The following is a 24,972-nucleotide window of genomic DNA, read 5'->3' as shown; positions in this document are numbered from 1 at the left end:
TACGCTTAGCGAGAACGCAAAACGGAGATCTCGCGATGACAACCCTGCTTTCCGGTGGCTGCCTGTGCGGCCATATTACCTTCACCGCCGCTAACCCCGGCGCTTCCCACAGCTGCTCCTGCGATCTCTGCCAGAAGCATACCGGCGCCCAGTCGGTTATCTGGCTGGAGTTTGACGCCGATGATGTGCAATGGACAGGAGAGGGTGGAAAGCCTGCGGTCTGGCGCTCTTCCGAGGCATCCAGCCGGGCTTTCTGCCCACGCTGCGGCAGCTCGCTGGGGGCGATTGATGATGGTCCGGTTATCGCACTGTTGAGCGGTGTTTTTGACCAGAACCAGGATGCGCGATTTGCGCCCGCCTCCCACTCGTTTGAAGATATGAAGCCGCAGTGGTGGCGGGGGCTGTTTGCTGATGGGCATGAGAACTAGCTAAGCGTTGCTCCGGCGGTCACGTTAACCACCGTGGCCGTCATCGCTCCTGCGCTGCTGGAGGCGAGAAAGGTCATCACCCCGGCGATTTGCTCAAGCGTTGGCAGGCGTTTAAGCATTGTGCCCTGTGCCGCGCCTCCTAACCATTCATCGACCGTTAGCGACATCGCCTGCGCTTTTTCAGCAAACAGTTCGCCGGTATAAGACCCTGCCTCGACCGCCCCCTCGATAGCATGCGAGCGCACACCCAGCACCCGAATATTACGCGGCCCCAGTTCACCTGCCAGCGCTCTGATCATCGCCTCCATCCCCGCACAGCCAACGATATGCCCCAGATGCCCCGGCATCGCCATAGTTGCCGCGGGGGCGACGACGGCCAGCATCACGCTATCGCGCTTGCCACCCATGTAGGGTGCCGTTGATTTGGCAATAATGAACTGCGCGGTGAGGAAAGGATCAATACCTTGCTTAAACTCTGCCAGCGAAAGCCGCTCCAGATGTTTGCCCTGTTGATGCATAAACCCGGTAGCGTTGACCACGATATCGATGCCCAGCGTTTGTTCCGCCAACTGCGCCACGCGCCGCTGGGTCGCCTGCTCATCAAGCACATCAACGGTAAAGGTACTGACCGCGCCGCCTTCTAAACGAATGCGCTCAGCGGTAGCGTCGAGCTTCTGCTGGTTACGCGCAGCCAGATGCACCAGCGCCCCTTCCCGCGCCATGGCAAGCGCCACCGCGCCCCCAATGGCACCGCTGCCGCCGAAAATGACGGCGACTTTACCTGCAAGCAACATGAGTCACCTCGAGTGTTGAATGGGTGTAATAGAAGTATGGGGCAGGGGGGAGAGGATGCAAGCGAAGGGGCAACACGGTGGGAATTGTGATGGGCGTAGCTGATTGATTTTTAACGGGTGCATGAAAATCAGGCAACAAAAAACCCATCAACCTTGAACCAAAGATGGCGGGGTTGATGGGCTCCACAAAATGGGGACATCAAAGAAAAGCAGTGGCACTAATTAAGACTCGCACCCTGATAAAAAGTTCTGCGTTGCGCAAAAATTTTTTTCTTTTCTTTGTTTCCCTGGCCAGGGCTAGCCGCCTAGCCCTGGCCAGATGATGATAATCAGCGTACCGGCAAGGGTTAGCAGCACGTTGGCGATGGCGTAGGTGCCTGCATAGCCCAGCGCAGGAATATTGCTGCGCGCGGTGTCACTGATGATTTCCATTGCTGGGGCGCAGGTGCGAGCGCCCATGATGGCGCCGAACAACAGCGCGCGGTTCATGCGCAGCACGTAGGCGCCGAACAGGAAGCAAATCACTACCGGGATCAGGCTGACCAGCAGGCCGGCAACCAGCATTTGGCCGCCAACGACGCCGAGGCTCTTGCCGATGCCACCGCCTGCACTTAAGCCGACGCCTGCCATAAAGACCATCAGGCCAAACTCTTTCACCATGTTCAGCGCCCCCTGAGGGATATAACCGAAGGTAGGGTGGTTGGCACGCAGGAAGCCCAGCATGATACCGGCGAACAGCAGACCGGCGGCGTTACCGATGCCGAAGTTAAAGTTGCTGAACTGGAAGGTGATCATGCCGATCATCAGGCCGACGATAAAGAAGGCACAGAAGGCCAGCAGGTCGGTCACCTGGCTGTGAATGGAGACGAAGCCGATGCGGTCGGCGACGGTTTTCACGCGACGGGCATCACCGCTGACCTGCAACACGTCGCCCTTGTTGAGCACGATGTTATCGTCGATCGGCATTTCAATCTGGCTGCGGATCACGCGGTTAAGGAAGCAGCCGTGGTCAGTTAGCTTCAGCTGCGCCAGGCGGCGGCCCACCACATTGTGGTTTTTGACCACGATCTCTTCAGTGACGATGCGCATGTCCAACAGGTCGCGGTCGAACACCTCTTTGCCGTTACGGAAGCTTGGGTCAAGGCGCGCATGCGCATCCGGGTAGCCGACCAGCGAAATTTCATCGCCCATCTGCAGCACAGCGTCGCCGTCAGGGTTGGCCAGAATACCGTTACGGCGGATACGTTCGATGTAGCAACCGGTCTGGCGATAGATGCCAAGCTCGCGCAGATTTTTGCCGTCGGCCCATGCCACCAGTTCCGGACCCACGCGGTAGGCGCGGATAACCGGCAAATAGACTTTACGGTTGGAGTCGGTGTCCAGACCGCGCTCGCGGGCGATTTGCTGGGCGCTGGTCTGCAGATCCTGATGCTGGAATTTAGGCAGGTAGCGGGCGGCGACAATCAGGCTGACGAGACCAATCAGATAGGTCAGCGCATAGCCGAGGCTCAGGTGATCCTGTGCTTGTGCGAGCAGGCTTGCTTCCATGCCGGAGTGGCGCAACGTATCGCCTGCGCCTACCAGTACCGGGGTAGAGGTCATGGAGCCGGCGAGCATCCCGGCCGTCAGGCCGATGTCCCAGCCAAATAGCTTGCCGAGGCCTAATGCAATTAGCAGAGCGCTCCCGACCATCACCAGGCCGAGCATCAGATAATTTTTGCCGTCGCGGAAGAAAATTGAAAAAAAGTTCGGCCCGGCTTCTACACCTACGCAGAAAATAAACAGCATAAAGCCCAGATTCAGCGCTTCGGTGTTAATACTGAAGTGTTGCTGTCCTAATAGGAGAGAAACCACTAAAACGCCAATGGAATTACCGAGTTGGATGGAGCCCAGACGTAATTTGCCAAGACAAAGCCCCAGCGCTAATACCACGAATAATAACAGGATGTAATTCCCGTTTAACAAATCTGCGACGTTTATATTCACGGAGTCTAACTTATCGTTTACCAGTAACGTGTTGAAAGGAATGGTTATTTGGTCTACTGTTTACCACGGGCTAAGGTATGCGTTTTGCTCTCCGGAACCCGAATAATAACCAGAAAATAGCGGTCAGTAGTTTAATCGTTCCTGATAGCTACGGCTAGCAACAATCGCTTTTAATACACATTACATATGATCAATCAGTCTGCATCGCGACGGTCAGAGAGTGAATCATCGGGCGCACGATATTTTAGTTCGGGAGAACGCTCCGAAAGTACTGATAGATAAAATGTAGCGAAGTTTTGGCAGGGAAGGCCAACAACTTTATCTGACTGGGTGTCCGTAAGGACGAAGTCTGGGGTTTGATAGAGATATTTTCAGGAGATGCGTGTGAAATCTGAACGCGGTTGGGCAGGAGTTATTTGCTGCTTCTTACTCTTTATTGTGGTCTTTTTTTCACTGATTCTGAACGTGAAGGGCGCGTTTCGTGCGAGCGGAAGTCCTGAGCTGGGGCTGCTGTTCTTTATTGTTCCTGGCGTTGTCTCGAGCTTTATCTCATCGCGTCGTCGGGTGCTGCGTCCGCTGGTTGGCGCCATTCTGGCGGCACCGCTCTGTCTTATCCTGATGCGTCTATTCTTCAGCAGCGATCGTTCGTTCTGGCAGGAACTGGCCTGGCTCTTCAGCGCCGTATTCTGGTGCGCGCTCGGTGCGCTATGCTATCTGTTCATCAGCTCGCTACTGCACGATAAGCGGCGAGAAAACAAACGCCCGCTTTAAGGGCGGGCGTTGATTGTGCTATCAGGCAAACAGGCCGAGATTCTCTTTCGCCCAGGCTTCAAAGTCTGTGCACCCGCCAATGTGTTTCTGATCGACAAAAATCTGCGGTACGGTTTCAACCGGCTTACCGACGGTTTTTTCCAGATCGGCTTTCGTGATGCCTTCCGCGTGGATGTCTACGTAGCGGTAGTTGAAATCATCACGCTCCTGGGTCAGCTTTTCCGCCAGCTCTTTTGCGCGAACGCAGTAAGGGCAGCCTGGACGACCAAAAATTACGGTAAACATAATGTCTCTCCTCAAACGAGCGGAATAATCAACGTGCCTGTCGGCGAATGGCGCTTATCATGCCGCGCGAAGCGCTGCGGGGAAAGAAGGTTCTACCTGTTACTCTGATTCATTCTGGCTATGTCTCGCTAATTATTTTTCATCCGCATACCGTTATAATCGTCATCAATTGGCTATCAAAAATGCGCTAAGGGTTCACAGGAGGAGAAGCATGCGTTCGCTCGGAGCACTACCGAAAAGCGTTTTAATTCTGGAGACGGTCGGCATGATCGTGCTGGCGGTGGCGTGGCTATCGCTCAATCAGTACATCACGCTGCCCGCGCCGTTTGCCAGCCAGCTGGCAGCGGTAGTGATGATTTTTCTCGGTATTGCGCTGATGCTACCCGCAGCGGGTGTCCTCTTTTGGGGAATTGCCCGCGCCGTTGCTCCACAGCTGATGAACCCTAACCTGCCGCGAGACAAGGAAAAAAAAGATGACTCCGACCATTGAGGTTCTGCTTAACCATCGCTCTATTCGTCACTTTACCGGCGAGCCGATAAGCGACGAACAGCGCAGCGCGATTATCGCCAGCGCCCAGGCGACTTCCAGCTCCAGCTTTTTACAGTGCAGTTCGATTATTCGCATCACCGATAGCGACATGCGCGAACAGCTGGTCAAGCTGACCGGCGGCCAGGAGCACGTTGCTCAGGCGGCGGAGTTCTGGGTATTTTGCGCCGACTTTAACCGCCATCTGCAGATTTGCCCTGAGGCGCAGCTGGGTCTGGCGGAACAGTTGCTGCTCGGCGTGGTGGATACTTCGCTGATGGCGCAAAACGCGCTGACCGCCGCTGAATCTCTGGGATTGGGTGGCGTTTATATCGGCGGCTTGCGCAATAATATTGCTCAGGTGACTGAACTGCTGAAGCTACCAAAGCACGTGCTGCCGCTGTTTGGTCTGTGCCTTGGTTGGCCTGCAAGCCATCCAGACCTCAAACCGCGCCTGCCCGCCGCGCTGGTGGTACATGAAAACCACTATCAGCCGATGGACCCCGAAGTGCTGGCGCAGTATGACGAAGATCTCGCCCAGTACTATTTGTCCCGCAGCACCAACGCGCGTCGCGATACCTGGAGCGACCATATTCGCCGCACGCTTATCAAAGAGAGTCGCCCGTTTATTCTTGATTATCTGCATCAGCAGGGTTTTGCTACGCGCTAATTCATTAACGAATCTGTGCCAGGGCTCAAGCCTCTGCGGATGCGAAAAGCGTATGATACGCCGGTTTTTTTAGCGGCTTTTTTGGAGAGGTAAAGGGTGAAAATCGCCATATTGTCCCGGGATGGAACGCTCTTTTCGTGTAAGCGTCTGCGCGAAGCCGCCCAGCGCCGCGGCCATATTGTTGAAGTGCTCGATCCGCTGTCTTGCTATATGAACGTCGACCCGGCGGCCTCGTCGATACACTATAAAGGCCGACAGTTGCCGCACTATGATGCGGTGATCCCACGCATTGGTTCGGCGATCACCTACTACGGTATGGCAACGCTGCGTCAGTTTGAGATGCTGGGTAGCTACCCGCTCAACGAATCGGTGGCGATTACCCGCGCCCGCGACAAGCTGCGATCGCTGCAGCTGCTGGCGCGTCAGGGGATTGATCTACCCGTCACCGGTATTGCCCATTCGCCGGACGATACCAGCGACCTTATCGACATGGTGGGCGGTGCGCCGCTGGTGGTTAAACTGGTGGAAGGCACGCAGGGGATTGGCGTCGTGCTCGCCGAAACGCGGCAGGCGGCGGAAAGCGTGATTGATGCGTTTCGCGGTCTGAACGCGCATATCCTGGTGCAGGAGTATATCGAAGAGGCCAAAGGGTGCGACATTCGCTGCCTGGTGGTCGGCAATGAAGTGGTTGCGGCGATTGAACGCCGGGCAAAATCAGGTGATTTTCGCTCGAACCTGCACCGTGGCGGCGTGGCGACGGTCGCTGAGATCACCCCCGCTGAACGGGCGATTGCCATTAAGGCCGCGCAAACGCTCGGCCTGGATGTCGCGGGCGTGGATATTCTGCGCGCCAACCGCGGCCCGCTGGTGATGGAAGTGAATGCTTCGCCGGGGCTAGAAGGGGTGGAGACCACTACTGGCATCGATATTGCCGGAAAAATGATCGAATGGATCGAGCGTCAGGCTCACCCCGGATTTTGTCTGAAAATCGGCGGATAGTGCGCTTTCATGGTATACGACGCCTTTTTTGCGTAAGCTATGCGCTAATCTCGTACTGATACCGGGCTGCTGCCCGGTAATTTGTTTGTCTGGAATGTTTTACTTTACCGCATGAGGTCATAGGCAATATGGATTCTCTCGTCGTCCCGAGTCTGGATACGTTACGTCAGTGGCTCGACGAAATGGGCATGAACTTTTTTGAGTGCGACACCTGCCAGGCGCTGCACCTGCCGCATATGCAAAATTTTGAAGGCGTCTTCGATGCCAAAATTGATCTCATCGATAACGTCGTGCTGTTCTCGGCGCTGGCCGAGGTCAAGCCATCCGCGCTGTTGGCGCTGGGCGCCGATCTCTCCGCCATTAACGCCAGTTCGCTGACGGTTAAGGCGTTTCTCGATATGCAGGATGATAATCTGCCAAAGCTGGTGGTTTGCCAGTCTTTATCCGCAGGCGTTGGGGTAACCTTCGAACAGTTCGCCGCTTTTGTGACGCAGAGCGAAGAGCAGGTCTCGATGGTGATCCTCGAAGCCAACGCGCATCAGTTGCTCTATAAGCCAGAAGACGAAGAGCAGCCGCCGGAAGATATCCAATACCATTTTCTTCACTGATCATCCCCGTGAAATAGCGCAGTCACTGCCATAGTGGCTGCGTATTACCTGCTTTTATTCTGCATTTAACCTATTTTTAAAGATTCATTCACTACCTGATTGCCCCTTTTGGCTTATCAGATAGAGTGATCTTGCATAAAAAATTGATAAAAGGCGTTTTTTACACTGACCTATAGCCTCCAGTCCGGGCTACAGTTATTCTTGCGACATATCAATGCCCCCCTATTTATTGCTGACAATATCCTATGTTGGCGAGGTTCTTGCATTGATAAAGCGAGCAATGACTGCAGGGGAGCCCGTTCTCTTCTCTTTCATGCAGTACGAAAAAATATGCATGATTTTTGCATACTCTAAATTGCGTATATTTCGTCCGTTTGTTAACGGATGACGAGAAGGATAAGAGATATGGCCGCCTTAAATAAAAAATGGTTAACAGGTCTGGTGACGGGTGTGCTGATGGCCGCCTCGGCAAGCGTGCTCGCTGCGGAACAAAAAACGCTGCATATCTATAACTGGTCTGACTATATCGCGCCGGACACCGTCGCGAATTTTGAGAAAGAGACCGGAATTAAAGTCGTCTATGACGTGTTTGACTCCAACGAAGTGCTGGAAGGCAAACTGATGGCGGGCAGCACCGGTTTTGACCTGGTGGTGCCGTCGGCAAGCTTCCTCGAACGTCAGCTCACAGCAGGTGTGTTCCAGCCGCTCGATAAGAGCAAACTGCCAAACTGGAAAAACCTCGACCCGGACGTGCTCAAATTGGTGGCGCGTCACGACCCGGATAACAAATACGCCATGCCGTATATGTGGGCGACCACCGGTATCGGCTATAACGTCGATAAAGTGAAGGCCGTACTGGGCAAAGATGCGCCGCTTAACAGCTGGGATCTGGTGCTGAAGCCAGAAAACCTTGAGAAGCTGAAAAGCTGCGGCGTTTCCTTCCTCGATGCGCCGGAAGAAATTTTCGCCACCGTGCTTAACTACTTAGGCAAAGATCCGAACAGCACCAAGGCCGATGATTACACCGGCCCGGCGACCGACTTGCTGCTGAAACTGCGCCCTAACATCCGCTATTTCCACTCTTCTCAGTACATTAACGACCTGGCAAACGGCGATATCTGCGTCGCTATCGGCTGGGCGGGCGATGTCTGGCAGGCGGCTAACCGCGCTAAAGAAGCGAAAAACGGCGTCAATATCTCTTACTTCATTCCAAAAGAAGGGGCGATGGCCTTCTTCGATGTCTTCGCCATGCCAGCCGATGCGAAGAATAAAGATGAAGCCTATCAGTTCCTTAACTACCTGATGCGTCCGGACGTGATTGCTCATATCAGCGACCACGTGTTCTACGCTAACGGTAACAAAGCCTCGACGCCGCTGGTCAGCCCGGAAATTCGTGATAATCCGGCGATTTACCCGCCGGCAGATGTGTTCGCCAAGCTGTTTACGCTGAAAGTTCAGGATCCAAAAATTGACCGTGTGAGAACGCGCGCATGGACCAAAGTAAAAAGCGGGAAATAATTCAATCACCTATAACGTGATGAATATGCACCGGAGCAGTGCATCTGCCCCAATCTGGACACCGGCCGCGCGGTCGGTGTCCAAAGGTTGATATGACGACCGGGCCATATCGATATTTGTATTTTGCCGGAGAGCACCAGATTGAACGACGCTATTCCCCGCCCACAGGCGAAAATCCGCAAAGCGCTCACCCCGCTGCTGGAAATCCGTAATCTGACCAAATCTTTCGACGGCCAGCACGCCGTAGACGACGTTAACCTCACTATTTATAAAGGCGAAATCTTTGCGCTGCTGGGGGCTTCCGGCTGCGGAAAGTCGACCCTGCTGCGTATGCTGGCGGGTTTTGAACAACCCACCGCTGGGCAGATTATGCTGGACGGCGTCGACCTGGCGCACGTACCGCCTTATCTGCGCCCGATCAACATGATGTTCCAGTCCTACGCGCTGTTTCCGCACATGACCGTAGAGCAGAATATTGCCTTTGGCCTCAAGCAGGACAAGCTGCCGAAAGCGGAAATTACCGCTCGCGTTGCCGAAATGCTGGCGTTAGTCCACATGCAAGAGTTTGCCAAACGCAAACCCCATCAACTCTCTGGTGGTCAGCGTCAACGCGTGGCACTGGCGCGTAGCCTGGCGAAGCGTCCGAAACTGCTGTTGCTGGATGAACCCATGGGTGCGCTGGACAAAAAGCTGCGCGACCGTATGCAGTTGGAAGTGGTCGATATTCTGGAACGCGTTGGCGTCACCTGCGTCATGGTGACCCACGACCAGGAAGAGGCGATGACCATGGCCGGGCGCATTGCCATTATGAACCGCGGCAAGTTTGTGCAAATTGGCGAACCGGAAGAGATTTACGAGCACCCGACCACCCGCTACAGCGCTGAGTTTATCGGCTCGGTTAACGTCTTTGAGGGGCTGCTGAAGTCACGCGAGGACGATGGCCTGGTGATTGATTCACCGGGGCTGGTGCACCCGCTGAAGGTGGACCCGGATGCTTCGGTTGTCGACAACGTTCCGGTGTACGTCGCGCTGCGCCCGGAAAAAATCATGCTTTGCGAAGAGCCACCGGCGGACGGCTACAATTTTGCCGTCGGTGAAGTGGTGCATATCGCCTATCTGGGCGATCTCTCCATTTACCACGTGCGGCTCAAAAGCGGGCAGATGATCAGTGCCCAGTTGCAGAACGCCCATCGCTACCAGAAAGGGTTACCGACCTGGGGTGACGAGGTGCGTCTGTGCTGGGATGCCGATAGTTGCGTGGTGTTGACGGTTTAAGGAGGGGGCTATGAGTACGTTTGAACCACCGGCCCGTCCGCGCAAACCGGGCGGCTTCATCCTGTGGCTGGCACGCATTAATATGAAGCACGGGCGCAAGCTGGTTATTGCCATGCCGTATGTGTGGCTGATCCTGCTGTTTCTGCTGCCGTTCCTGATTGTTTTTAAAATCAGTCTGGCAGAGATGGCGCGCGCGATCCCGCCGTATACCGATCTTATGGAGTGGGCCGACGGTCAGCTCACCGTTGCGCTGAATTTCGGCAACTTCCTGCAACTTACCGACGATCCGCTCTACTTTGAGGCCTATCTGCAATCGCTGCAGGTGGCAGGGATCTCGACGATCTGTTGTCTGCTGCTCGGCTACCCATTGGCGTGGGCGGTGGCACACAGCAAACCATCAACGCGTAATATTCTGCTGCTGTTGGTGATTCTGCCGTCGTGGACCTCGTTCTTGATCCGCGTTTATGCGTGGATGGGGATCCTCAAAAATAACGGTATTCTGAATAACTTCCTGATGTGGTTAGGCGTTATCGATCAGCCGCTGACAATTCTGCACACCAACCTGGCGGTCTATATCGGTATTGTCTATGCCTATCTGCCGTTTATGGTGCTGCCTATCTACACCGCGCTGACCCGCATCGACTATTCGCTGGTGGAAGCGTCGCTGGACCTGGGGGCTCGTCCGCTGAAAACCTTCTTCAGCGTGATTGTGCCGCTCACCAAAGGTGGGATTATCGCCGGGTCTATGCTGGTGTTTATCCCGGCGGTCGGGGAGTTTGTGATCCCAGAACTGCTCGGTGGCCCGGACAGCATTATGATTGGTCGCGTGCTGTGGCAAGAGTTCTTTAACAATCGCGACTGGCCGGTGGCCTCGGCGGTGGCGATTGTAATGCTGTTGCTGCTGATCGTGCCGATCATGTGGTTCCATAAGTATCAGCAAAAACAGATGGGAGACCACGGATGAACAACCTGCCTGTCGTAAGATCACCGTGGCGCATTCTGATCCTGGTGATTGGCTTTACCTTCCTCTATGCGCCGATGCTGATGCTGGTGGTTTACTCGTTTAACAGCTCGAAACTGGTCACCGTCTGGGCGGGCTGGTCGACGCGCTGGTACGGCGAACTGTTCCGCGATGATGCGATGATGAGCGCCGTAGGGCTGAGTCTGACGATTGCGGCCTGCGCGGCAACCATGGCGGCTATCCTTGGCACCATTGCTGCGGTGGTGATGGTGCGCTTTGGCCGTTTCTGCGGGTCCAACGGCTTTGCTTTTATGATAACGGCGCCGCTGGTTATGCCGGACGTCATTACCGGGCTGTCGCTGCTGCTGCTGTTCGTGGCGCTGGGCCACGCGATTGGCTGGCCTGCCGACCGTGGCATGCTGACCATCTGGCTGGCGCACGTGACTTTCTGTACGGCGTATGTGGCGGTGGTGATCTCCTCGCGCCTGCGTGAACTCGACCGTTCAATTGAAGAGGCGGCAATGGATCTCGGTGCGACGCCGCTGAAGGTCTTTTTCATCATTACGCTGCCGATGATCATGCCCGCCGTGGTCTCAGGCTGGCTGCTGGCTTTCACGCTGTCGCTCGACGATTTGGTGATTGCCAGTTTCGTCTCTGGCCCGGGGGCGACCACGCTGCCGATGCTGGTCTTCTCCAGCGTGCGTATGGGGGTGAATCCGGAGATTAACGCCCTGGCGACGCTTATCCTCGGCGTGGTCGGAATTGTCGGATTTATCGCCTGGTATCTGATGGCACGCGCAGAAAAACAACGGGTACGCGATATCCAACGTGCAAGACGCGGATAATCCTCTTAAAATCGATACGGATATGCAGTCGATGCCGCGAACGTTCGCGGCATCGTTTTCATGGAAGGCAATACATTGGATCTGTTTACTCGAAGCCGTTCGCATGCTCGTCTGAATGTCCCTGCTTTGGTGCAGGTGGCGGCGCTCGCCATCATTTTAATCCGCTGTCTCGATCTGATTATGATAATCAACCTGCTCGGGCTGCATGGCATTGGCGAGTTTATTCACCGCAGCGTGCAAACCTGGACGCTGACGCTGGTTTTTCTCAGTAGTCTGGTGCTGGTATTTGTGGAGATAGGCTGCGCATTTTCGCTGGTAAAAGGGCGTAACTGGGCGCGCTGGGTCTACCTGCTCACGCAGGTGATTGCTGCTAGTTACCTATGGGCAGCATCGCTGGGCTATGGTTATCCTGAGCTGTTCAGCATCGCGGGCGAATCGAAGCGGGAAATTTTCCGCTCGCTGGTGATGCAAAAAATGCCGGATCTGCTGGTTTTATGCCTGCTTTTTCTGCCCGCAGCCTCCCGCCGATTTTTCCGCTTACAATAACGGTGATACAATCCACGCCCCCGATTTTCTCAAGGTCTTTTTATGCAGTGCGCACTTTATGATGCCCATCGTTGCCGTTCCTGTCAGTGGATTGAGCAGCCGATAGCCGAGCAGCTCGCGGCCAAAATGGCCGATCTCCAGACCTTGCTGGCGGATTTTTCCGTTAACGCCTGGTGCGCACCGGTATCTGGCCCGGAACAGGGCTTTCGTAATAAAGCCAAAATGGTGGTCAGCGGCAGCGTTGAGCGTCCGCTGCTCGGCATGCTGCACCGCGACGGTACGCCGGAAGACTTAACTGACTGCCCGCTTTATCCCGATTCGTTTGCCCCGGTTTTTGCCGCACTAAAGCCGTTTATTGCTCGCGCAGGTTTAACCCCCTACAACGTGGCGCGTAAGCGCGGCGAGCTGAAGTATCTGCTGCTCACCGAAAGCCAACTGGACGGCGGCATGATGCTGCGTTTCGTCCTGCGCTCAGAAGCCAAGCTGGACCAGCTACGTGCAGCGCTACCGTCGCTACAGGCGCAGCTGCCGCAGCTGAAGGTCATTACTGCCAATATTCAGCCGGTGCATATGGCGATTATGGAAGGCGAGCAGGAGATCTTCTTTACCGAGCAACAGGCGTTAGCGGAAAGCTTTAACGCCGTGCCGCTGTGGATCCGCCCACAGAGTTTCTTCCAGACTAACCCGACGGTAGCGAGCGCGCTGTACGCGACGGCACGCGACTGGGTGAGGGCGCTGCCGGTTAACCATATGTGGGATCTGTTCTGCGGCGTCGGTGGTTTTGGTCTGCACTGTGCTACGCCGGAGATGACGTTGACCGGCATCGAAATTGCGCCAGAAGCTATCGCCTGTGCTAAACAGTCGGCCGCCGCGCTGGGTCTGGATAAACTCCATTTCCAGGCGCTGGATTCGACGCAGTTTGCTACTGCGCAGGCTGATATTCCGCAGTTGGTACTGGTTAACCCACCGCGTCGCGGCATTGGTAAGGCGCTGTGTGACTATTTAAGTGAGATGGCGCCGGAATTCATTATTTATTCCAGCTGTAATGCGCAGACCATGGCGAAGGATTTCGCGCATCTGGCGGGGTATCGCGTGGAGAAGGTGCAGCTATTTGATATGTTCCCGCACACGGCGCATTACGAGGTGCTGACGTTGCTGGTGCGGCGATAGTCCCGACGGCGCTTCGCTTGGCCGGGCTACAGAAAGACAAAACCCGGCATCAGCCGGGTTATTTATTGGTAGTCCGGGCGAGCGTTAGCGACCCCGGAAACGGCTGATTACTCAGCAAACCACTTATCGTTAATCTTCTGGTAGGTCCCGTCAGCTTTAATCGCCTTCAGCGCGCCGTTCAGTTTTTCCAGCAGCGCTTTGTTATCCGGACGTACCGCAATGCCCAGACCGATACCGAAGTACTGCGGGTCGGTCACTTTCTCGGTGGCCGCGCCCAGCTGCGGGTTGGTTTTCAGCCATTCATTCACCACCGCGGTGTCACCAAACACGCCGTCGATACGGCCATTTTTCAGGTCGATAATCGCGTTCTGGTAGCTGTCATAGGCCACGGTTTTCACTTCCGGATGCTTATCCATCAGGTATTTCTGGTGGGTAGTGCCGTTTTCCATCCCGATGCGTTTGCCTTTCAGGTCGTCAAAGGTTTTGAACTCACCTTTTTTGGCAATCACCAGCGCCGAGTTAGCATAGTAGGCATCGGTAAAGGCAACCTGCTTGCTACGCTCCGGGGTAATGTCCATGCCGGAAATGACCGCATCGTATTTCTTAAACTTCAGCGCCGGGATCAGGCTATCGAACGCATGGTTGGTGAATGTACATTCAGCCTGCATCTGCTTACAGAGCGCGTTAGCCAAATCGATATCAAAGCCGACAATCTGGTTGCTGGCATCCATGGATTCAAACGGCGGGTAGGTGGCGGAAACGCCAAAGCTGATTTTATCTGCGGCCTGAGCGCCTACGGCGACGGTGGCAAGTAAGGCGGCCAATACTAATTTTTTCATGGATGAGCTCCTGTCTGTCTCGCTTATTGGGTGCTGCCCTGCGTGTGGCATGGAGCTACAATGCCACTATGTGAATTTGTATGCAATATATTTGATTAAATATTTTATTAATTGCAAAAAAAAACGGACAGGCCAATGGCTTATCCGTTTTTATAAACGCAGTTTATGCAGAAACTAGTCGCGATGTTCGAAGGCCAGCGCCTTGCGCTCGATTAAACGCATCATCAGCGTCAGCAGACCGTTAACGACCAGATAAACCAGCCCGGCAGCGCCAAAGACCATCACATCGTAGGTGCGCCCGTAGAGCAACTGACCGTGGCCCATCACTTCCATCAGCGTGATGGTGTAGGCGAGAGACGTACTCTTGAACACCAGCACCACTTCGTTGGAGTAGGACGAGAGCGCACGTTTAAACGCATACGGCAGCAAAATGGCCAGCGTATCTTTCTTGCTCATCCCCAGCGCATTACAGGACTGCCACTGGCCTTCCGGAATGGCACGAATCGCCCCGAAGAACAGCTGGGTGGTGTAGGCGGCGCTGTTCAGCGACAGTGCAATCAGCGCGCACAGCCACGGCTCAGAGAGCAGGTGCCACAGCACCGGGTAGTTCTGCAGCGTCGGGAATTGGCCAGGGCCGTAGTAGATGAGGAAGATCTGCACCAGCAGCGGCGTACCGGTGAACAGCGTAATGTAGCCGCGAACCAGCCACACCAGCACCGGTGTTTTCAGCGTCAGGATGATGGTGAAAATCAGCGCCAGCACCAGCGCCACCACGATAGAGGCCACGGTTAGCGTCAGGCTGGTATGCAGCCCTTTCATCAGTTCCGGTAAATACTCGAGCATCAGCCTGGTCTCCGTTCAAAGCGAGTGGTACGCAGGTCAATGCGTTTGAGGATGTACTGGCTGAGCAGGGTAATCACCAGGTAAATAGCCGCCGCCACGATATACCAGGTAAACGGCTCCTGGGTGCGGGTGGCGATGCTCTTGGTTTGCAGCATCAGATCGTTCACGCTAATCAGCGACACCAGCGCGGTATCTTTCAGCAGCACCAGCCACTGGTTGCCGAGACCCGGCAGTGCGTGACGCCACATCTGCGGCATGACCAGCCGGAAGAAGATGGCGCTTTTCGACATACCCAATGCCTGACCGGACTCCCACTGACCCGCCGGTACCGCTTTCAGCGCGCCGCGCAGGGTCTGCGAAGCGTAGGCGGAGTAAAGCAAGGAAAGGGCAATCACGCCGCACAGGAACGGGCTGACATCGAAGTTTTCGATCTGCATCTGTACCGGAATCTGTACGAAGCCGAGGTTGATGTTAAAACCGTCGGACAGCGTCAGCAGCAGCTGCGAGGAGCCGAAGTAGATAAACAGCACCACCAGAATTTCCGGCAGGCCGCGCAGCACGGTAACCACCGCAGAGCCGAGCCATGCGATAGGGCGCCATTTGACTGACTCCCATACCGCAAAGAACATCGCCAGCGCGAGGCCGATTATCAGTGCACAAACGGCAAGGCCGACGGTCATGCCGGCGGCGCTTGCTAGAGGAAACATTTCGTTCATCAAGTCTTACTTCTGGAACCATTTAGCGTAGATGGTTTGGTAGGTACCATCTTTCTTCACTTTTTCCAGCGCAGCGTTGAATTTCTGCTGCAGCTCGGTATTGCCCTGACGGACAGCAATACCCAGGCCAGTACCAAAGTAGTCTTTGTCGGTCACTTTATCGCCGACTGCCGCCAGCTTATCGTTGGCTTTCAGCCATTCGGTCACCACGGCGGTATCACCGAAGACCGCGTCGATACGACCGTTCTGCAGATCCAGCTTGGCGTTCTGATAGCTGTCGTAAGGAACGGTCGTGATTTCCGGATGTTTATCCATGATGAATTTCTGGTGCGTGGTGCCGTTCTGCACGCCCACTTTTTTGCCTTTCAGCTGGTCAACGCCGGTGAACTTGCCTTTCACGCCGATAAACAGGGCAGAGTTGTCGTAGTACGGGGTGGTGAACAGCACCTGTTTTTCACGTTCTGGGGTGATATCCATACCGGCCATCACCGCGTCGATACGGCGGAATTTCAGGCTAGGAATCAGGCTATCGAAAGACTGGTTGCTGAAGGTACAGGTCGCATCGATCTCTTTACACAGGGCGTTCGCCAGATCCACGTCGAAGCCGACGATCTTGTTGTTGGCGTCCATGGATTCAAATGGAGGGTAAGAAGCTTCGGTCGCGAAACGAATGGTTTGAGCGGCGGCAGCGGAGAGGCTGACGCTAGCAAGCAGCGCGGCAATCAGTACTTTTTTCATCGTCATTGTCCTGAATCTCAGTGAGAAAGATAACTTCTAAATTCATCAGTCTGTGGGCTGTTAAAGCAGCTTGCATCGCCTTGTTCGACGATATAACCGTTTTCCATGTACACCACACGGCTGGCCGTTTTACGCGCCACTTCCACTTCGTGGGTGACGATAACCTGGGTAATGTTGGTTTCAGCCAGTTCGTGAATAATGCTGACGATCTGGGCGGTGATTTCCGGGTCAAGCGCAGCGGTCGGTTCATCAAACAGCAGAACCTGCGGCTCCATCATCAGCGCACGGGCAATCGCCACGCGCTGCTGCTGGCCACCAGAAAGGTGCAGCGGATAGCGATCGCTAAACGGCTTGAGGCGTAAACGCTCCAGCAGTTTTTCCGCACGCGCCATGGCCTGATCTTTACTTAAGCCCAGCACGCGGCACGGGGCTTCAATCAGGTTTTGCACCACCGTCAGATGGGGCCAGAGATTGTATTGCTGGAAGACCATACCGACGTTTTGACGCAGTTCGCGAATCGCTTTGTCTGACGGGGTCTTAGCAAAATCGAAATGGTTACCCGCAATCGCCAGAGTGCCGGATTTCGGCATTTCCAGCAGATTCAGCACGCGCAGGAGTGAGCTTTTACCTGCGCCACTTGGGCCAAGCAGTACCAGCGTTTCGCCCTCAGGGCATTGCAGCGTGATGTCGAACAGCGCCTGATGCGCGCCATAAAAGCAGTTAATGCCGTCTAATTTAATGCTCATTGATACCCGTCACGAATGTGTTGTTCTCGCCCTGGAAAGGCCAGGTGCATGCTCTGCTGCCGTTTTTGGATTTCTCCGCTGAAGGTATCAGCCCATAGAGAATTATCAGCAATTGAGGCCGCAAATAGTACCTTTGACAGAATAGTTATGCAATATTTGTGCGTTAAAACTTAAATATAAACCAACTTTTCTTTTAAAGTTAGCACAAAATAACGAGCGGGGTGGGCGAGGGGTATAAATGTCGGCATTCCACGGGGAATGCCAGACATTTTGCCGGGATAAGGCATCTGACAGAATTACGTTACAATTTATTAACGTTTTTCAAGAGATTGACGCAATGTGCCTGCCGGAGCATGGGTGTTGTTGCCGAGATAACGCACGTCATCAACGGCCCAGCAGTTGCCTTCGCGAATCATCAGCACTTCATCTTTCCAGTTCTGGGTTCCCTGTTTTAAATCCACGCGCAGCGGAATGTTGCGGGCGTCGGTATTCGGGATGGTGGAAGCGCTAGCGACATCGGCGCTGTCAGGCGCGCCTGCGCTGCTGGAGAACAGGTTAGATTGCAGCAGCGTACGTTTGTCTGGATCCTGACTGCTGTCACTCAGCAGTTTCGCCAGACCGTCGCTCAGGTAAGGGCGAAGTGCGGTAAAGTCGGTGCTACGTTGCTGTTTTTGTGCGTCGTAAAATTTCTGCGCCACGGCGTCCGGGCCGCCCTCTACGCACTGTCCCACGCGGGTTCCGGTATCTTTATAGGCCGGCGTTACGGTGGTACAAGCGCTCAGCAGGAGTGCTGCAGGAAGAAGAAGTGCAAGGTTGGTGTAACGCATAGTGATTCCTTGTTAGCTGTCTCAACATTCATCGCCCATATGCCGCCATGCAGCGGGCGCGATTTATGTATACCCGTCATACTTCAAGTTGCATGTGCGTTGGCTGCACTCGTTCACCCCAGTCACTTACTTATGTAAGCTCCTGGGGATTCACTCGCTTGCCGCCTGCCTGCAACTCGAATTATTTAGGGTATATACAATAATGAAGTAATCCCTTTTCAAGCATAGCGTATCGGTCCGATAATGCGTTTAGCGCAGAGAGCTAAGGCATTGAACGTTAACGAAGGAGTAGTCCATGCAATTTTCTACGACCCCCACCCTCGAAGGGCAGCCCATTACTGAATACTGCGGCGTGGTGACGGGAGAGGCGATTCTCGGGGCCAATATTTTCCGCGATTTTTTTGCCGGTATTCGTGACATCGTTGGTGGCCGCTCCGGCGCCTACGAAAAAGAGCTGCGCAAGGCGCGTGAGATTGCGTTTAAGGAGTTGGGCGAGCAGGCCAAAGCGCTAGGCGCGGATGCGGTCGTCGGGATTGATATTGATTATGAAACCGTGGGTAAAGACAGCAGTATGTTGATGGTCAGCGTAAGCGGTACGGCGGTCAAAACGCGCCGATGAAACGTTTACTCACCGTGGTGATGCTGGCGATGGTGCTGGCGGGGTGTGCCGGGGAAGATAAAAAGGCCGTAGTTGAAAAGCAAAACTATGTGTTGGATACCAGCCAGGCGTCGCCGCAGGCCTATCCCCGCATCAAGGAACTGGTGATCCACTATACGGCAGATGATTTTGACGTCTCGCTGGCGACGTTACTTGGCCAGCAGGTAAGCGTGCATTACCTGATTCCGGCGGTGCCGCCGCTGCTGCACGGCAAGCCAAAAATCTGGCAGCTGGTGCCGGAGTCGAAGCTTGCCTGGCATGCGGGCATCAGCTTCTGGCGCGGCGCAACGCGCATCAATGATACCTCTATCGGTATTGAACTGGAGAACCGCGGCTGGCAGAAAGCCGATGGCGCAAAGTTCTTTACGCCGTTTGAACCGGCGCAGATTCAGGCGCTGGTGCCGCTGGCGAAAGATATCATCAAGCGCTACAACATCGAGCCGCAAAACGTGGTTGCCCATTCGGATATCGCACCGCAGCGTAAAGATGATCCAGGGCCGCTGTTCCCATGGAAGTCACTGGCGCAGCAGGGGATTGGCGCATGGCCGGATGAAAACCGGGTGGCGTTCTACCTGAACGGGCGTGCACCTAATGCGCCGGTATCGACCAATAATCTGCTCGATCTGCTGGGGCGCTATGGCTATGAGGTGAGGCCGGGGATGACCAGAATGCAGCAAATCAGGGTCATTGCCGCCTTCCAGATGCACTTCCGCCCGGCACGCTATGATGGCGTTGCCGATGCGGAAAGTCTGGCGATTGTCGAGGCGCTACTGGAGAAATACGGCCAGGGCTAAGCCTTAGCGGGGCAGCTTACCGTGATCTTCCAACCAGGCGGCGGTACGAATAATACCGTCGTCGAGTGAGACGATGGGCTCATAGCCCAGCTCTTCGCGAGCGCGGCTGATATCCAGCGTAAAATCGAAGTTCAGCTTTGAGACGCCATAGTGGGTGAGCGAAGGCTCTTTCGCTTTTTTATCACCAAAACGCTCCATGCTGCGGGCGATCATGTCCAGCATTGGATAAGGCACCGAACGGATCCGGCAGGGAATATCCAGTTCGTCAATCAAACGTTCTACGATGCTACGCAGGGTGCGAGGTTCACCGTTAGTGATGTTGTAGGCACGGCCGGAAGGCAAGTCGTCACAGCGCGGCTGGCTGGCAAGCCACATCGCGTGAACCGCATTTTCGTAGTAGGTCATATCGACCATCGCATGGCCGCCGCGCGGTAATAATACGCTGCCGTAATGGTGCATCATCTGCGCCAGACGCGGAATAAATACTTTATCGTGCGGCCCAAAGACGCTTTGCGGACGCAGAATCGTGAAACGGGTATTGGGGTTGGCCTGCGCCAGCAGTTGGATCACCTCTTCGCTGGCCGCTTTGCTGCGGGCAAACTCGTTGGCGAAACGGTGCGGGCGGAAATCTTCGGTGATGTCGCGATGATGATGGTAATCAAAGTACAGCGACGGCGAAGAGATATGGATGAAGTTGCGTACGCCCCACGCGACGGCCCATTCACCCAGACGGCGGGTGGCGCGAACGTTGGCTAAGTCGAAAGCGGCCTGTGTGCCCCACGGCGAGGTAAAGCTGGAGCAGTGCCACAGCGTGTCGACGCCAGCCAGCATCACTTTGGCCTGGGAGGAAACCAGCTCGGTCAGGTCAGCATGGACGAACTCCGCGCCCATTTTTTCCAGCAGTTTGCCCATCGCTTCGTTGCGACCGCTCGCTCTGACGCTGATGCCTCTGCTACGCAGATATTCAACCGCGTTTCTGCCTAACCCGCTGGTGGCGCCGGTGACCAGTACCTTCATAATCATCCACAGTGTTAAAAAAGTTTTTCGTGCGCATTCTTCCGTTTATTTCACTCGTATGCAATGGGAAACTAAGACGAAAAAGGGTTATTGCGCACTTTTTCCTGTCGCTTCTTCTGCCAGACGGGTGATACGCCGCGCCATTCCCCGGAAGATAAACAGATGTGCCGGGATCATCAACAGCCAGTACAGTAATCCTGGCATACCGTGCGGATGCCACCAGGCGCGAACGTCCAGTTCCCGATGGGTGCCTTTATCGACCATGGTAAAACTCAGCCGTCCAAGGCCCGGCGCCTTCATACCAAATAATAAGGTTAGCGCTTTTTCCGGCTCAACGATAATCACCTTCCAGCTGTCGACGGTATCACCTACCTGTAGCATTTCTCGCTGTGGGCGACCTTTGGCGAGCCGATGGCCGACCAGCAAATCCATCGCTGCGCGCGTTTTCCACAGCACGTTACCGAAGAAATAACCCTCTTTACCACCCAGACGGTTCACGACCTGCCACAGGGCAGGGAGGCTCGCGGAAGTCTGTACGGTAAAGCCGGCTTGCTTGGCAAAAAAGCCGTACTCAGGCCGCCAGCGGGCAAAGGCCTGCGCGTCGTAACCCCAGTCGCTGGAGTTGGCGAGCTTTTTTTCCTCTTCCAGCGTACGGCGTACGGCTTCGTCGAAGGGGATCAGTTGCTGTGGGATCAGCGCCCGCAGTGTGCGATCGTCCGCCAGCAGATCGTGTTTTAACCCCTGGATCAGCGCTTTGGCGATCGTCGGCGGCACGGAGGTAATGACGTTTAAGAACCACACCGAGATCCAGCTGGTGGGAAGTGGGATCGGGATAAGCGGCCGATGGCGACCGCTAACCGCCATAAAATGTTCGAACTGTTGCTGGTAGGTCAGCTCCTCCGGGCCTGCCGCTTCAAACACGCGATGTTCCGGTGACGGATGATTCAAGAGCTCGACCAGGTAGACCAGCAGGTTTTCCAGCGCGATAGGGGTGGTACGCGAGCGCACCCAGCGCGGCGGGGTCAGTACCGGCAGGTTGTACACCATGTCACGCATCACCTCAAAAGCGGCTGAGCCCGCGCCAACGATAATCCCGGCGCGTAGCTCACTCACCGGTACGCTCGCGCTGCGCAGAATATCGGCGGTGAGCTGGCGGGCGCGCAGATGCGGCGACTGCTCATGCTCTGGTGCCTGCAGAGAGCTTAAGAAGATCAGCTGCTTCACCGGGGTGATCAGCAGCGCGTCGCGCACGTTTTCCGCCACCCGGCGTTCGTGTTTGATAAAATCTTTGCTCTCACCCATACCGTGCACCAGGTAGTAGACGGTATCGACGCCGTTAAGCAGTCTGGCGACATCGGTGGTTTTTTCCAGATCGACCGAATAGCAGGTCACGCCCGGAAGCTGAAGTTTTTGCAGCCGCTCAATACGACGTGCCACCGCCCGCACGGTATACCCGCGCTGGCTTAATTCAGACACCAGGTGCTGGCCGATATAGCCGCTGGCACCAAAAACCAGAATAGTACGTGGCACGTCAAGCTCCTTAGCGGGCTAAAAAGGCTTTCCAGTGTGAGACGACTTCCGTGAGCTGTTGGCGATTAACATCCAGATGGGTCACCAGGCGCACGATAGGTGAAGCGTTAATCAATACGCCGCGTTCCTTCATGTACTCACCCAACGGTGCAGCGTGAGCGTCACCGACGCGGACAAACAGCATGTTGGTATCGTGGCGCATCACATCTGCGCCAATCTCACGCAGCTGCCCGGCAAGCCATGCGGCGTTATCGTGGTCATCCTGCAGGCGGGCAACGTTATTTTTCAGCGCATACAGCCCGGCGGCCGCCAGAATGCCCGCCTGGCGCATTCCGCCACCGGTCATTTTGCGCCAGCGATTGGCGCGCTTGATGTAGTCGTGGTTGCCGACCAGCAGCGAACCGACCGGTGTGCCGAGGCCTTTCGAGAGACAAATGGTGAAAGAATCGCAGTATTGGGCGATATCTTTAAGCTCGCAGCCATAGCTGACCAGCGCATTGAAGATGCGCGCGCCGTCCACGTGCAGCGCCAGGCCGTGCTCGCGGGTAAATTCCCAGGCGTCTTTCAGATACGCTTGCGGCAGCACTTTGCCGTTGTGGGTGTTTTCGATGCTCAGCAGCTTAGTGCGCGCGAAGTGGATATCGTCGGCTTTGATTTTCGCCGCCACTTTATCGAGCGGCAGCGTGCCGTCTGAAGCGGCATCAATCGGCTGCGGCTGAATGCTACCCAGCACAGCGGCACCGCCCGCTTCATACAGATAGTTATGCGCACCCTGGCCTACAATATACTCTTCACCGCGCTCGCAGTGGCTCAGCAGAGCGACCAGGTTGGCTTGGGTACCGGTAGGTAAAAAAAGCGCCGCCTCTTTACCAGATAGCTCGGCGGCGTATTGCTGGAGGGCGTTAACGGTAGGGTCGTCGCCATAAACATCATCGCCGACCGGCGCGGCCATCATCTCTTCCAGCATGGCGCGCGTCGGGCGGGTTACGGTATCACTGCGTAGGTCGATCACGGCATTTCCTTTTTAACTCAGAATAATGCCTCCATTTTTACCTGAGCCAGTTAGTTTTCGCCAGTTCGATGACTTCATCACCGCGACCGCTGATAATGGCGCGCAGCATATACAGGCTGAAACCTTTAGCCTGCTCAAGCTTAACCTGCGGTGGGATCGCCAGTTCTTCTTTCGCCACCACCACGTCGACCAGAACCGGGCCGTCAATGCTGAAGGCGCGTTGTAGAGCCTCATCGACATCAGCGGATTTCTCGACGCGGATGCCGGTTATCCCGCAGGCTTCAGCGATACGTGCAAAGTTAGTGTCGCCAAGCTCTGTGCCGTCGGTCAGATAGCCGCCGGCCTTCATCTCCATCGCCACAAACCCGAGTATGCTGTTGTTAAAGACCACGATTTTCACCGGCAGCTTCATTTGCACTACCGAGAGGAAATCGCCCATCAGCATGCTGAAGCCGCCGTCGCCGCACATTGCCACGACCTGGCGTCCGGGTTCGGTGGCCTGCGCGCCCAGCGCCTGCGGCATCGCGTTCGCCATGGAACCGTGGTTAAACGACCCCAGAAGACGGCGCTTACCGTTCATTTGCAGATAGCGTGCGGCCCACACGGTTGGGGTGCCCACATCGCAGGTGAAGATGGCATCTTCGCTGGCGAAACGGCTGATTTGCTGCGCCAGATACTGCGGGTGGATGACCTTATCGCTTGGCTTGGCTAAATCGTCTAGCCCTTTGCGTGCGCTGCGATAGTGTTCCAGCGCTTTATCGAGGAAGCTTCGATCGCTTTTTTCTTCTAACAGCGGCAGCAGCGCCGCCAGCGTGGCTTTCACATCACCGACCAGCGCCATATCCACTTTGCTGTGCGCGCCAATGCTTCCAGGGTTAATGTCTATCTGGATGATGGTGCTTTCAGTTGGGTAGAACGGGCGGTAGGGGAACTGCGTGCCGAGCAGGATAAGCGTGTCGGCGTTCATCATTGCGTGGAAACCGGAGGAGAAACCGATAAGCCCGGTCATCCCGACGTCATATGGGTTGTCGTATTCCACGTGTTCTTTGCCACGCAGCGCGTGAACGATAGGGGATTTGAGCTTGCCGGCAAATGCGGTCAGTTCTTCATGCGCTCCGGCGCATCCGCTGCCGCACAGCAGAGTGATATTACGCGAAGATTTGAGCTTCTCGGCGAGTTTTTCCAGCTCGCTCTGCGAGGGTGTAACGATAGGGTGCGGCGCAGGATACCAGTTTGTGCTGGCGCTTTCTGGCGCGGCCTTCAGCGCAACGTCGCCCGGCAGTACAACGACGGACACGCCGCGGTTGAGCACCGCTTTACGCATGGCAATCGCCAGCACTTGTGGGATCTGCTCCGGCGTAGATACCAGCTCACAGTAGTGGCTGCATTCACGGAACAGCTCCTGTGGATGAGTCTCCTGAAAATAGCCGCTGCCGATTTCACTCGACGGGATATGTGCGGCAATGGCAAGCACCGGGACGTGGTTGCGGTGGCAGTCAAAAAGCCCGTTAATTAAGTGTAGATTTCCCGGCCCGCAGGAACCGGCACATACCGCCAGTTCGCCGGTAAGTTGCGCCTCCGCGCCTGCGGCGAAAGCCGCCACCTCTTCATGTCGTGTCGGCATCCACGCAATGGTGCCCATTCGGTTCAGGCTGTCGCTAAGGCCGTTGAGCGAATCGCCCGTCACGCCCCAGATTCGTTGTACACCCGCCTGTTCAAGCGTTTTGGCAATGTAGTTGGCCACGGTCTGTTTCATGGTTGTCCATCTCCTGAATTGTGATACCGGTTACAAGTTTAGATGAAACTCGTCGTTTCGCTGGAAAAATACCCTTATTTTCAGCGGGTATATTTAGTAAATGAGAAGCAGTAC

Annotated in this window: 27 protein-coding genes; 14 read left to right on the top strand and 13 right to left on the bottom strand. The window is 55.4% G+C overall.

The annotated features are described in order from the left end of the window. Positions 1–35 precede the first annotated feature (35 nt). Positions 36–428 carry a GFA family protein gene (locus V6940_RS10710; protein ID WP_333495834.1) on the top strand — a complete coding sequence of 131 codons (393 nt, stop codon included), beginning with the start codon at positions 36–38 and terminating at the stop codon, positions 426–428. Here the strand turns inward: V6940_RS10710 and V6940_RS10705 are convergent. After that, positions 425–1,222 carry an SDR family NAD(P)-dependent oxidoreductase gene (locus tag V6940_RS10705; protein ID WP_333495833.1) on the bottom strand — a complete coding sequence of 266 codons (798 nt, stop codon included), beginning with the start codon at positions 1,220–1,222 and terminating at the stop codon, positions 425–427. The genes V6940_RS10710 and V6940_RS10705 overlap by 4 nt on opposite strands. Positions 1,223–1,519: 297 nt before the next feature. After that, the gene (locus V6940_RS10700; protein ID WP_220441038.1) at positions 1,520–3,208 is read right to left on the bottom strand and encodes an aspartate:alanine antiporter; all 1,689 of its coding nucleotides are present in this window, start codon (positions 3,206–3,208) and stop codon (positions 1,520–1,522) included. A 384-nt stretch (positions 3,209–3,592) separates the two neighbouring features. Between V6940_RS10700 and V6940_RS10695 the strand changes: the two genes are divergently transcribed. Further along, on the top strand, positions 3,593–3,979 hold the full coding sequence (locus tag V6940_RS10695; protein ID WP_333495832.1) for an inner membrane protein YbjM: 387 nt from the start codon (positions 3,593–3,595) through the stop codon (positions 3,977–3,979). Positions 3,980–4,000: 21 nt separating this feature from the next. Here V6940_RS10695 and V6940_RS10690 read toward each other — a convergent pair whose 3' ends face one another. Further along, positions 4,001–4,264, bottom strand: coding sequence for a GrxA family glutaredoxin (locus tag V6940_RS10690; RefSeq protein ID WP_035894505.1), 264 nt, complete (start codon positions 4,262–4,264; stop codon positions 4,001–4,003). A gap of 211 nt (positions 4,265–4,475) precedes the next feature. Between V6940_RS10690 and V6940_RS10685 the strand changes: the two genes are divergently transcribed. The 10 genes from V6940_RS10685 (at position 4,476) to rlmC (ending at position 13,382) form a co-directional block, all read left to right on the top strand. Beyond that, positions 4,476–4,754 carry a YbjC family protein gene (locus tag V6940_RS10685; protein WP_333495831.1) on the top strand — a complete coding sequence of 93 codons (279 nt, stop codon included), beginning with the start codon at positions 4,476–4,478 and terminating at the stop codon, positions 4,752–4,754. Continuing rightward, the gene (gene nfsA, locus V6940_RS10680; RefSeq protein ID WP_220441035.1) at positions 4,738–5,460 is read left to right on the top strand and encodes an oxygen-insensitive NADPH nitroreductase; all 723 of its coding nucleotides are present in this window, start codon (positions 4,738–4,740) and stop codon (positions 5,458–5,460) included. The genes V6940_RS10685 and nfsA overlap by 17 nt, the downstream gene beginning before the upstream one ends. Positions 5,461–5,556: 96 nt before the next feature. Further along, on the top strand, positions 5,557–6,459 hold the full coding sequence (gene rimK / locus V6940_RS10675; RefSeq protein ID WP_333495830.1) for a 30S ribosomal protein S6--L-glutamate ligase: 903 nt from the start codon (positions 5,557–5,559) through the stop codon (positions 6,457–6,459). A gap of 128 nt (positions 6,460–6,587) precedes the next feature. Further along, positions 6,588–7,067 carry a YbjN domain-containing protein gene (locus V6940_RS10670; RefSeq protein ID WP_185666630.1) on the top strand — a complete coding sequence of 160 codons (480 nt, stop codon included), beginning with the start codon at positions 6,588–6,590 and terminating at the stop codon, positions 7,065–7,067. Between the two features lie 405 nt (positions 7,068–7,472). Next, positions 7,473–8,585 (top strand): spermidine/putrescine ABC transporter substrate-binding protein PotF, encoded by a 1,113-nt coding sequence (potF, locus tag V6940_RS10665; protein WP_333495829.1) that lies wholly within the window; start codon positions 7,473–7,475, stop codon positions 8,583–8,585. A gap of 141 nt (positions 8,586–8,726) precedes the next feature. Next, positions 8,727–9,860: a putrescine ABC transporter ATP-binding subunit PotG gene (gene potG, locus V6940_RS10660; RefSeq protein ID WP_220441034.1), complete on the top strand. Its 1,134-nt coding sequence runs from the start codon at positions 8,727–8,729 to the stop codon at positions 9,858–9,860. A 10-nt stretch (positions 9,861–9,870) separates the two neighbouring features. Continuing rightward, complete coding sequence (potH, locus tag V6940_RS10655) at positions 9,871–10,824, top strand: putrescine ABC transporter permease PotH (protein WP_333495828.1); 954 nt, start codon at positions 9,871–9,873, stop codon at positions 10,822–10,824. Then, on the top strand, positions 10,821–11,666 hold the full coding sequence (gene potI / locus V6940_RS10650) for a putrescine ABC transporter permease PotI (RefSeq protein WP_333495827.1): 846 nt from the start codon (positions 10,821–10,823) through the stop codon (positions 11,664–11,666). Before potH ends, potI begins: the two co-directional genes overlap by 4 nt. A gap of 60 nt (positions 11,667–11,726) precedes the next feature. Beyond that, complete coding sequence (locus V6940_RS10645; protein WP_333495826.1) at positions 11,727–12,212, top strand: YbjO family protein; 486 nt, start codon at positions 11,727–11,729, stop codon at positions 12,210–12,212. Positions 12,213–12,254: 42 nt separating this feature from the next. After that, positions 12,255–13,382 carry a 23S rRNA (uracil(747)-C(5))-methyltransferase RlmC gene (gene rlmC / locus V6940_RS10640; RefSeq protein ID WP_333495825.1) on the top strand — a complete coding sequence of 376 codons (1,128 nt, stop codon included), beginning with the start codon at positions 12,255–12,257 and terminating at the stop codon, positions 13,380–13,382. Between the two features lie 107 nt (positions 13,383–13,489). On the opposite strand, the gene artJ is transcribed toward rlmC, so the two are convergent. From artJ to V6940_RS10610, 6 genes are all read right to left on the bottom strand, one after another. After that, a complete protein-coding gene (gene artJ / locus V6940_RS10635; protein ID WP_333495824.1) occupies positions 13,490–14,221 on the bottom strand; it encodes an arginine ABC transporter substrate-binding protein ArtJ in 732 nt (243 codons plus the stop codon). Between the two features lie 174 nt (positions 14,222–14,395). Next, positions 14,396–15,064: an arginine ABC transporter permease ArtM gene (gene artM, locus V6940_RS10630; RefSeq protein ID WP_333495823.1), complete on the bottom strand. Its 669-nt coding sequence runs from the start codon at positions 15,062–15,064 to the stop codon at positions 14,396–14,398. Further along, a complete protein-coding gene (artQ, locus tag V6940_RS10625; protein ID WP_333495822.1) occupies positions 15,064–15,780 on the bottom strand; it encodes an arginine ABC transporter permease ArtQ in 717 nt (238 codons plus the stop codon). The genes artM and artQ overlap by 1 nt, the downstream gene beginning before the upstream one ends. Positions 15,781–15,786: 6 nt before the next feature. Next, the gene (artI, locus tag V6940_RS10620) at positions 15,787–16,518 is read right to left on the bottom strand and encodes an arginine ABC transporter substrate-binding protein ArtI (RefSeq protein WP_220441031.1); all 732 of its coding nucleotides are present in this window, start codon (positions 16,516–16,518) and stop codon (positions 15,787–15,789) included. A 17-nt stretch (positions 16,519–16,535) separates the two neighbouring features. Continuing rightward, the gene (gene artP, locus V6940_RS10615) at positions 16,536–17,264 is read right to left on the bottom strand and encodes an arginine ABC transporter ATP-binding protein ArtP (RefSeq protein ID WP_185666614.1); all 729 of its coding nucleotides are present in this window, start codon (positions 17,262–17,264) and stop codon (positions 16,536–16,538) included. Between the two features lie 311 nt (positions 17,265–17,575). After that, complete coding sequence (locus V6940_RS10610) at positions 17,576–18,091, bottom strand: lipoprotein (protein WP_333495821.1); 516 nt, start codon at positions 18,089–18,091, stop codon at positions 17,576–17,578. A gap of 295 nt (positions 18,092–18,386) precedes the next feature. Between V6940_RS10610 and V6940_RS10605 the strand changes: the two genes are divergently transcribed. Together V6940_RS10605 and V6940_RS10600 are read left to right on the top strand one after the other, a co-directional pair. Next, complete coding sequence (locus tag V6940_RS10605) at positions 18,387–18,710, top strand: heavy metal-binding domain-containing protein (protein WP_151412805.1); 324 nt, start codon at positions 18,387–18,389, stop codon at positions 18,708–18,710. After that, positions 18,707–19,543, top strand: coding sequence for an N-acetylmuramoyl-L-alanine amidase (locus tag V6940_RS10600; protein WP_333495820.1), 837 nt, complete (start codon positions 18,707–18,709; stop codon positions 19,541–19,543). Before V6940_RS10605 ends, V6940_RS10600 begins: the two co-directional genes overlap by 4 nt. Positions 19,544–19,546: 3 nt before the next feature. Here the strand turns inward: V6940_RS10600 and V6940_RS10595 are convergent, their stop codons facing one another. The 4 genes from V6940_RS10595 to poxB form a co-directional block, all read right to left on the bottom strand. Then, entirely contained in the window at positions 19,547–20,560 is a 1,014-nt protein-coding gene (locus V6940_RS10595) for an NAD-dependent epimerase/dehydratase family protein (protein WP_185666607.1), read from the bottom strand. Positions 20,561–20,647: 87 nt separating this feature from the next. Further along, positions 20,648–22,090: a DUF2867 domain-containing protein gene (locus V6940_RS10590; protein ID WP_333495819.1), complete on the bottom strand. Its 1,443-nt coding sequence runs from the start codon at positions 22,088–22,090 to the stop codon at positions 20,648–20,650. Between the two features lie 10 nt (positions 22,091–22,100). After that, complete coding sequence (ltaE, locus tag V6940_RS10585) at positions 22,101–23,102, bottom strand: low-specificity L-threonine aldolase (protein ID WP_333495818.1); 1,002 nt, start codon at positions 23,100–23,102, stop codon at positions 22,101–22,103. Positions 23,103–23,139: 37 nt separating this feature from the next. After that, positions 23,140–24,858, bottom strand: a complete 1,719-nt coding sequence (poxB, locus tag V6940_RS10580; RefSeq protein ID WP_333495817.1) for a ubiquinone-dependent pyruvate dehydrogenase — start codon at positions 24,856–24,858, stop codon at positions 23,140–23,142. Between the last annotated feature and the right edge of the window lie 114 nt (positions 24,859–24,972).

This window comes from Kluyvera sp. CHPC 1.251, assembly GCF_036759945.1.
In the GTDB taxonomy this organism is placed as follows: domain Bacteria; phylum Pseudomonadota; class Gammaproteobacteria; order Enterobacterales; family Enterobacteriaceae; genus Kluyvera; species Kluyvera sichuanensis.
Note: the sequence above shows the minus strand (reverse complement) of the source record. Positions and strands in the feature narration are given on the sequence as shown.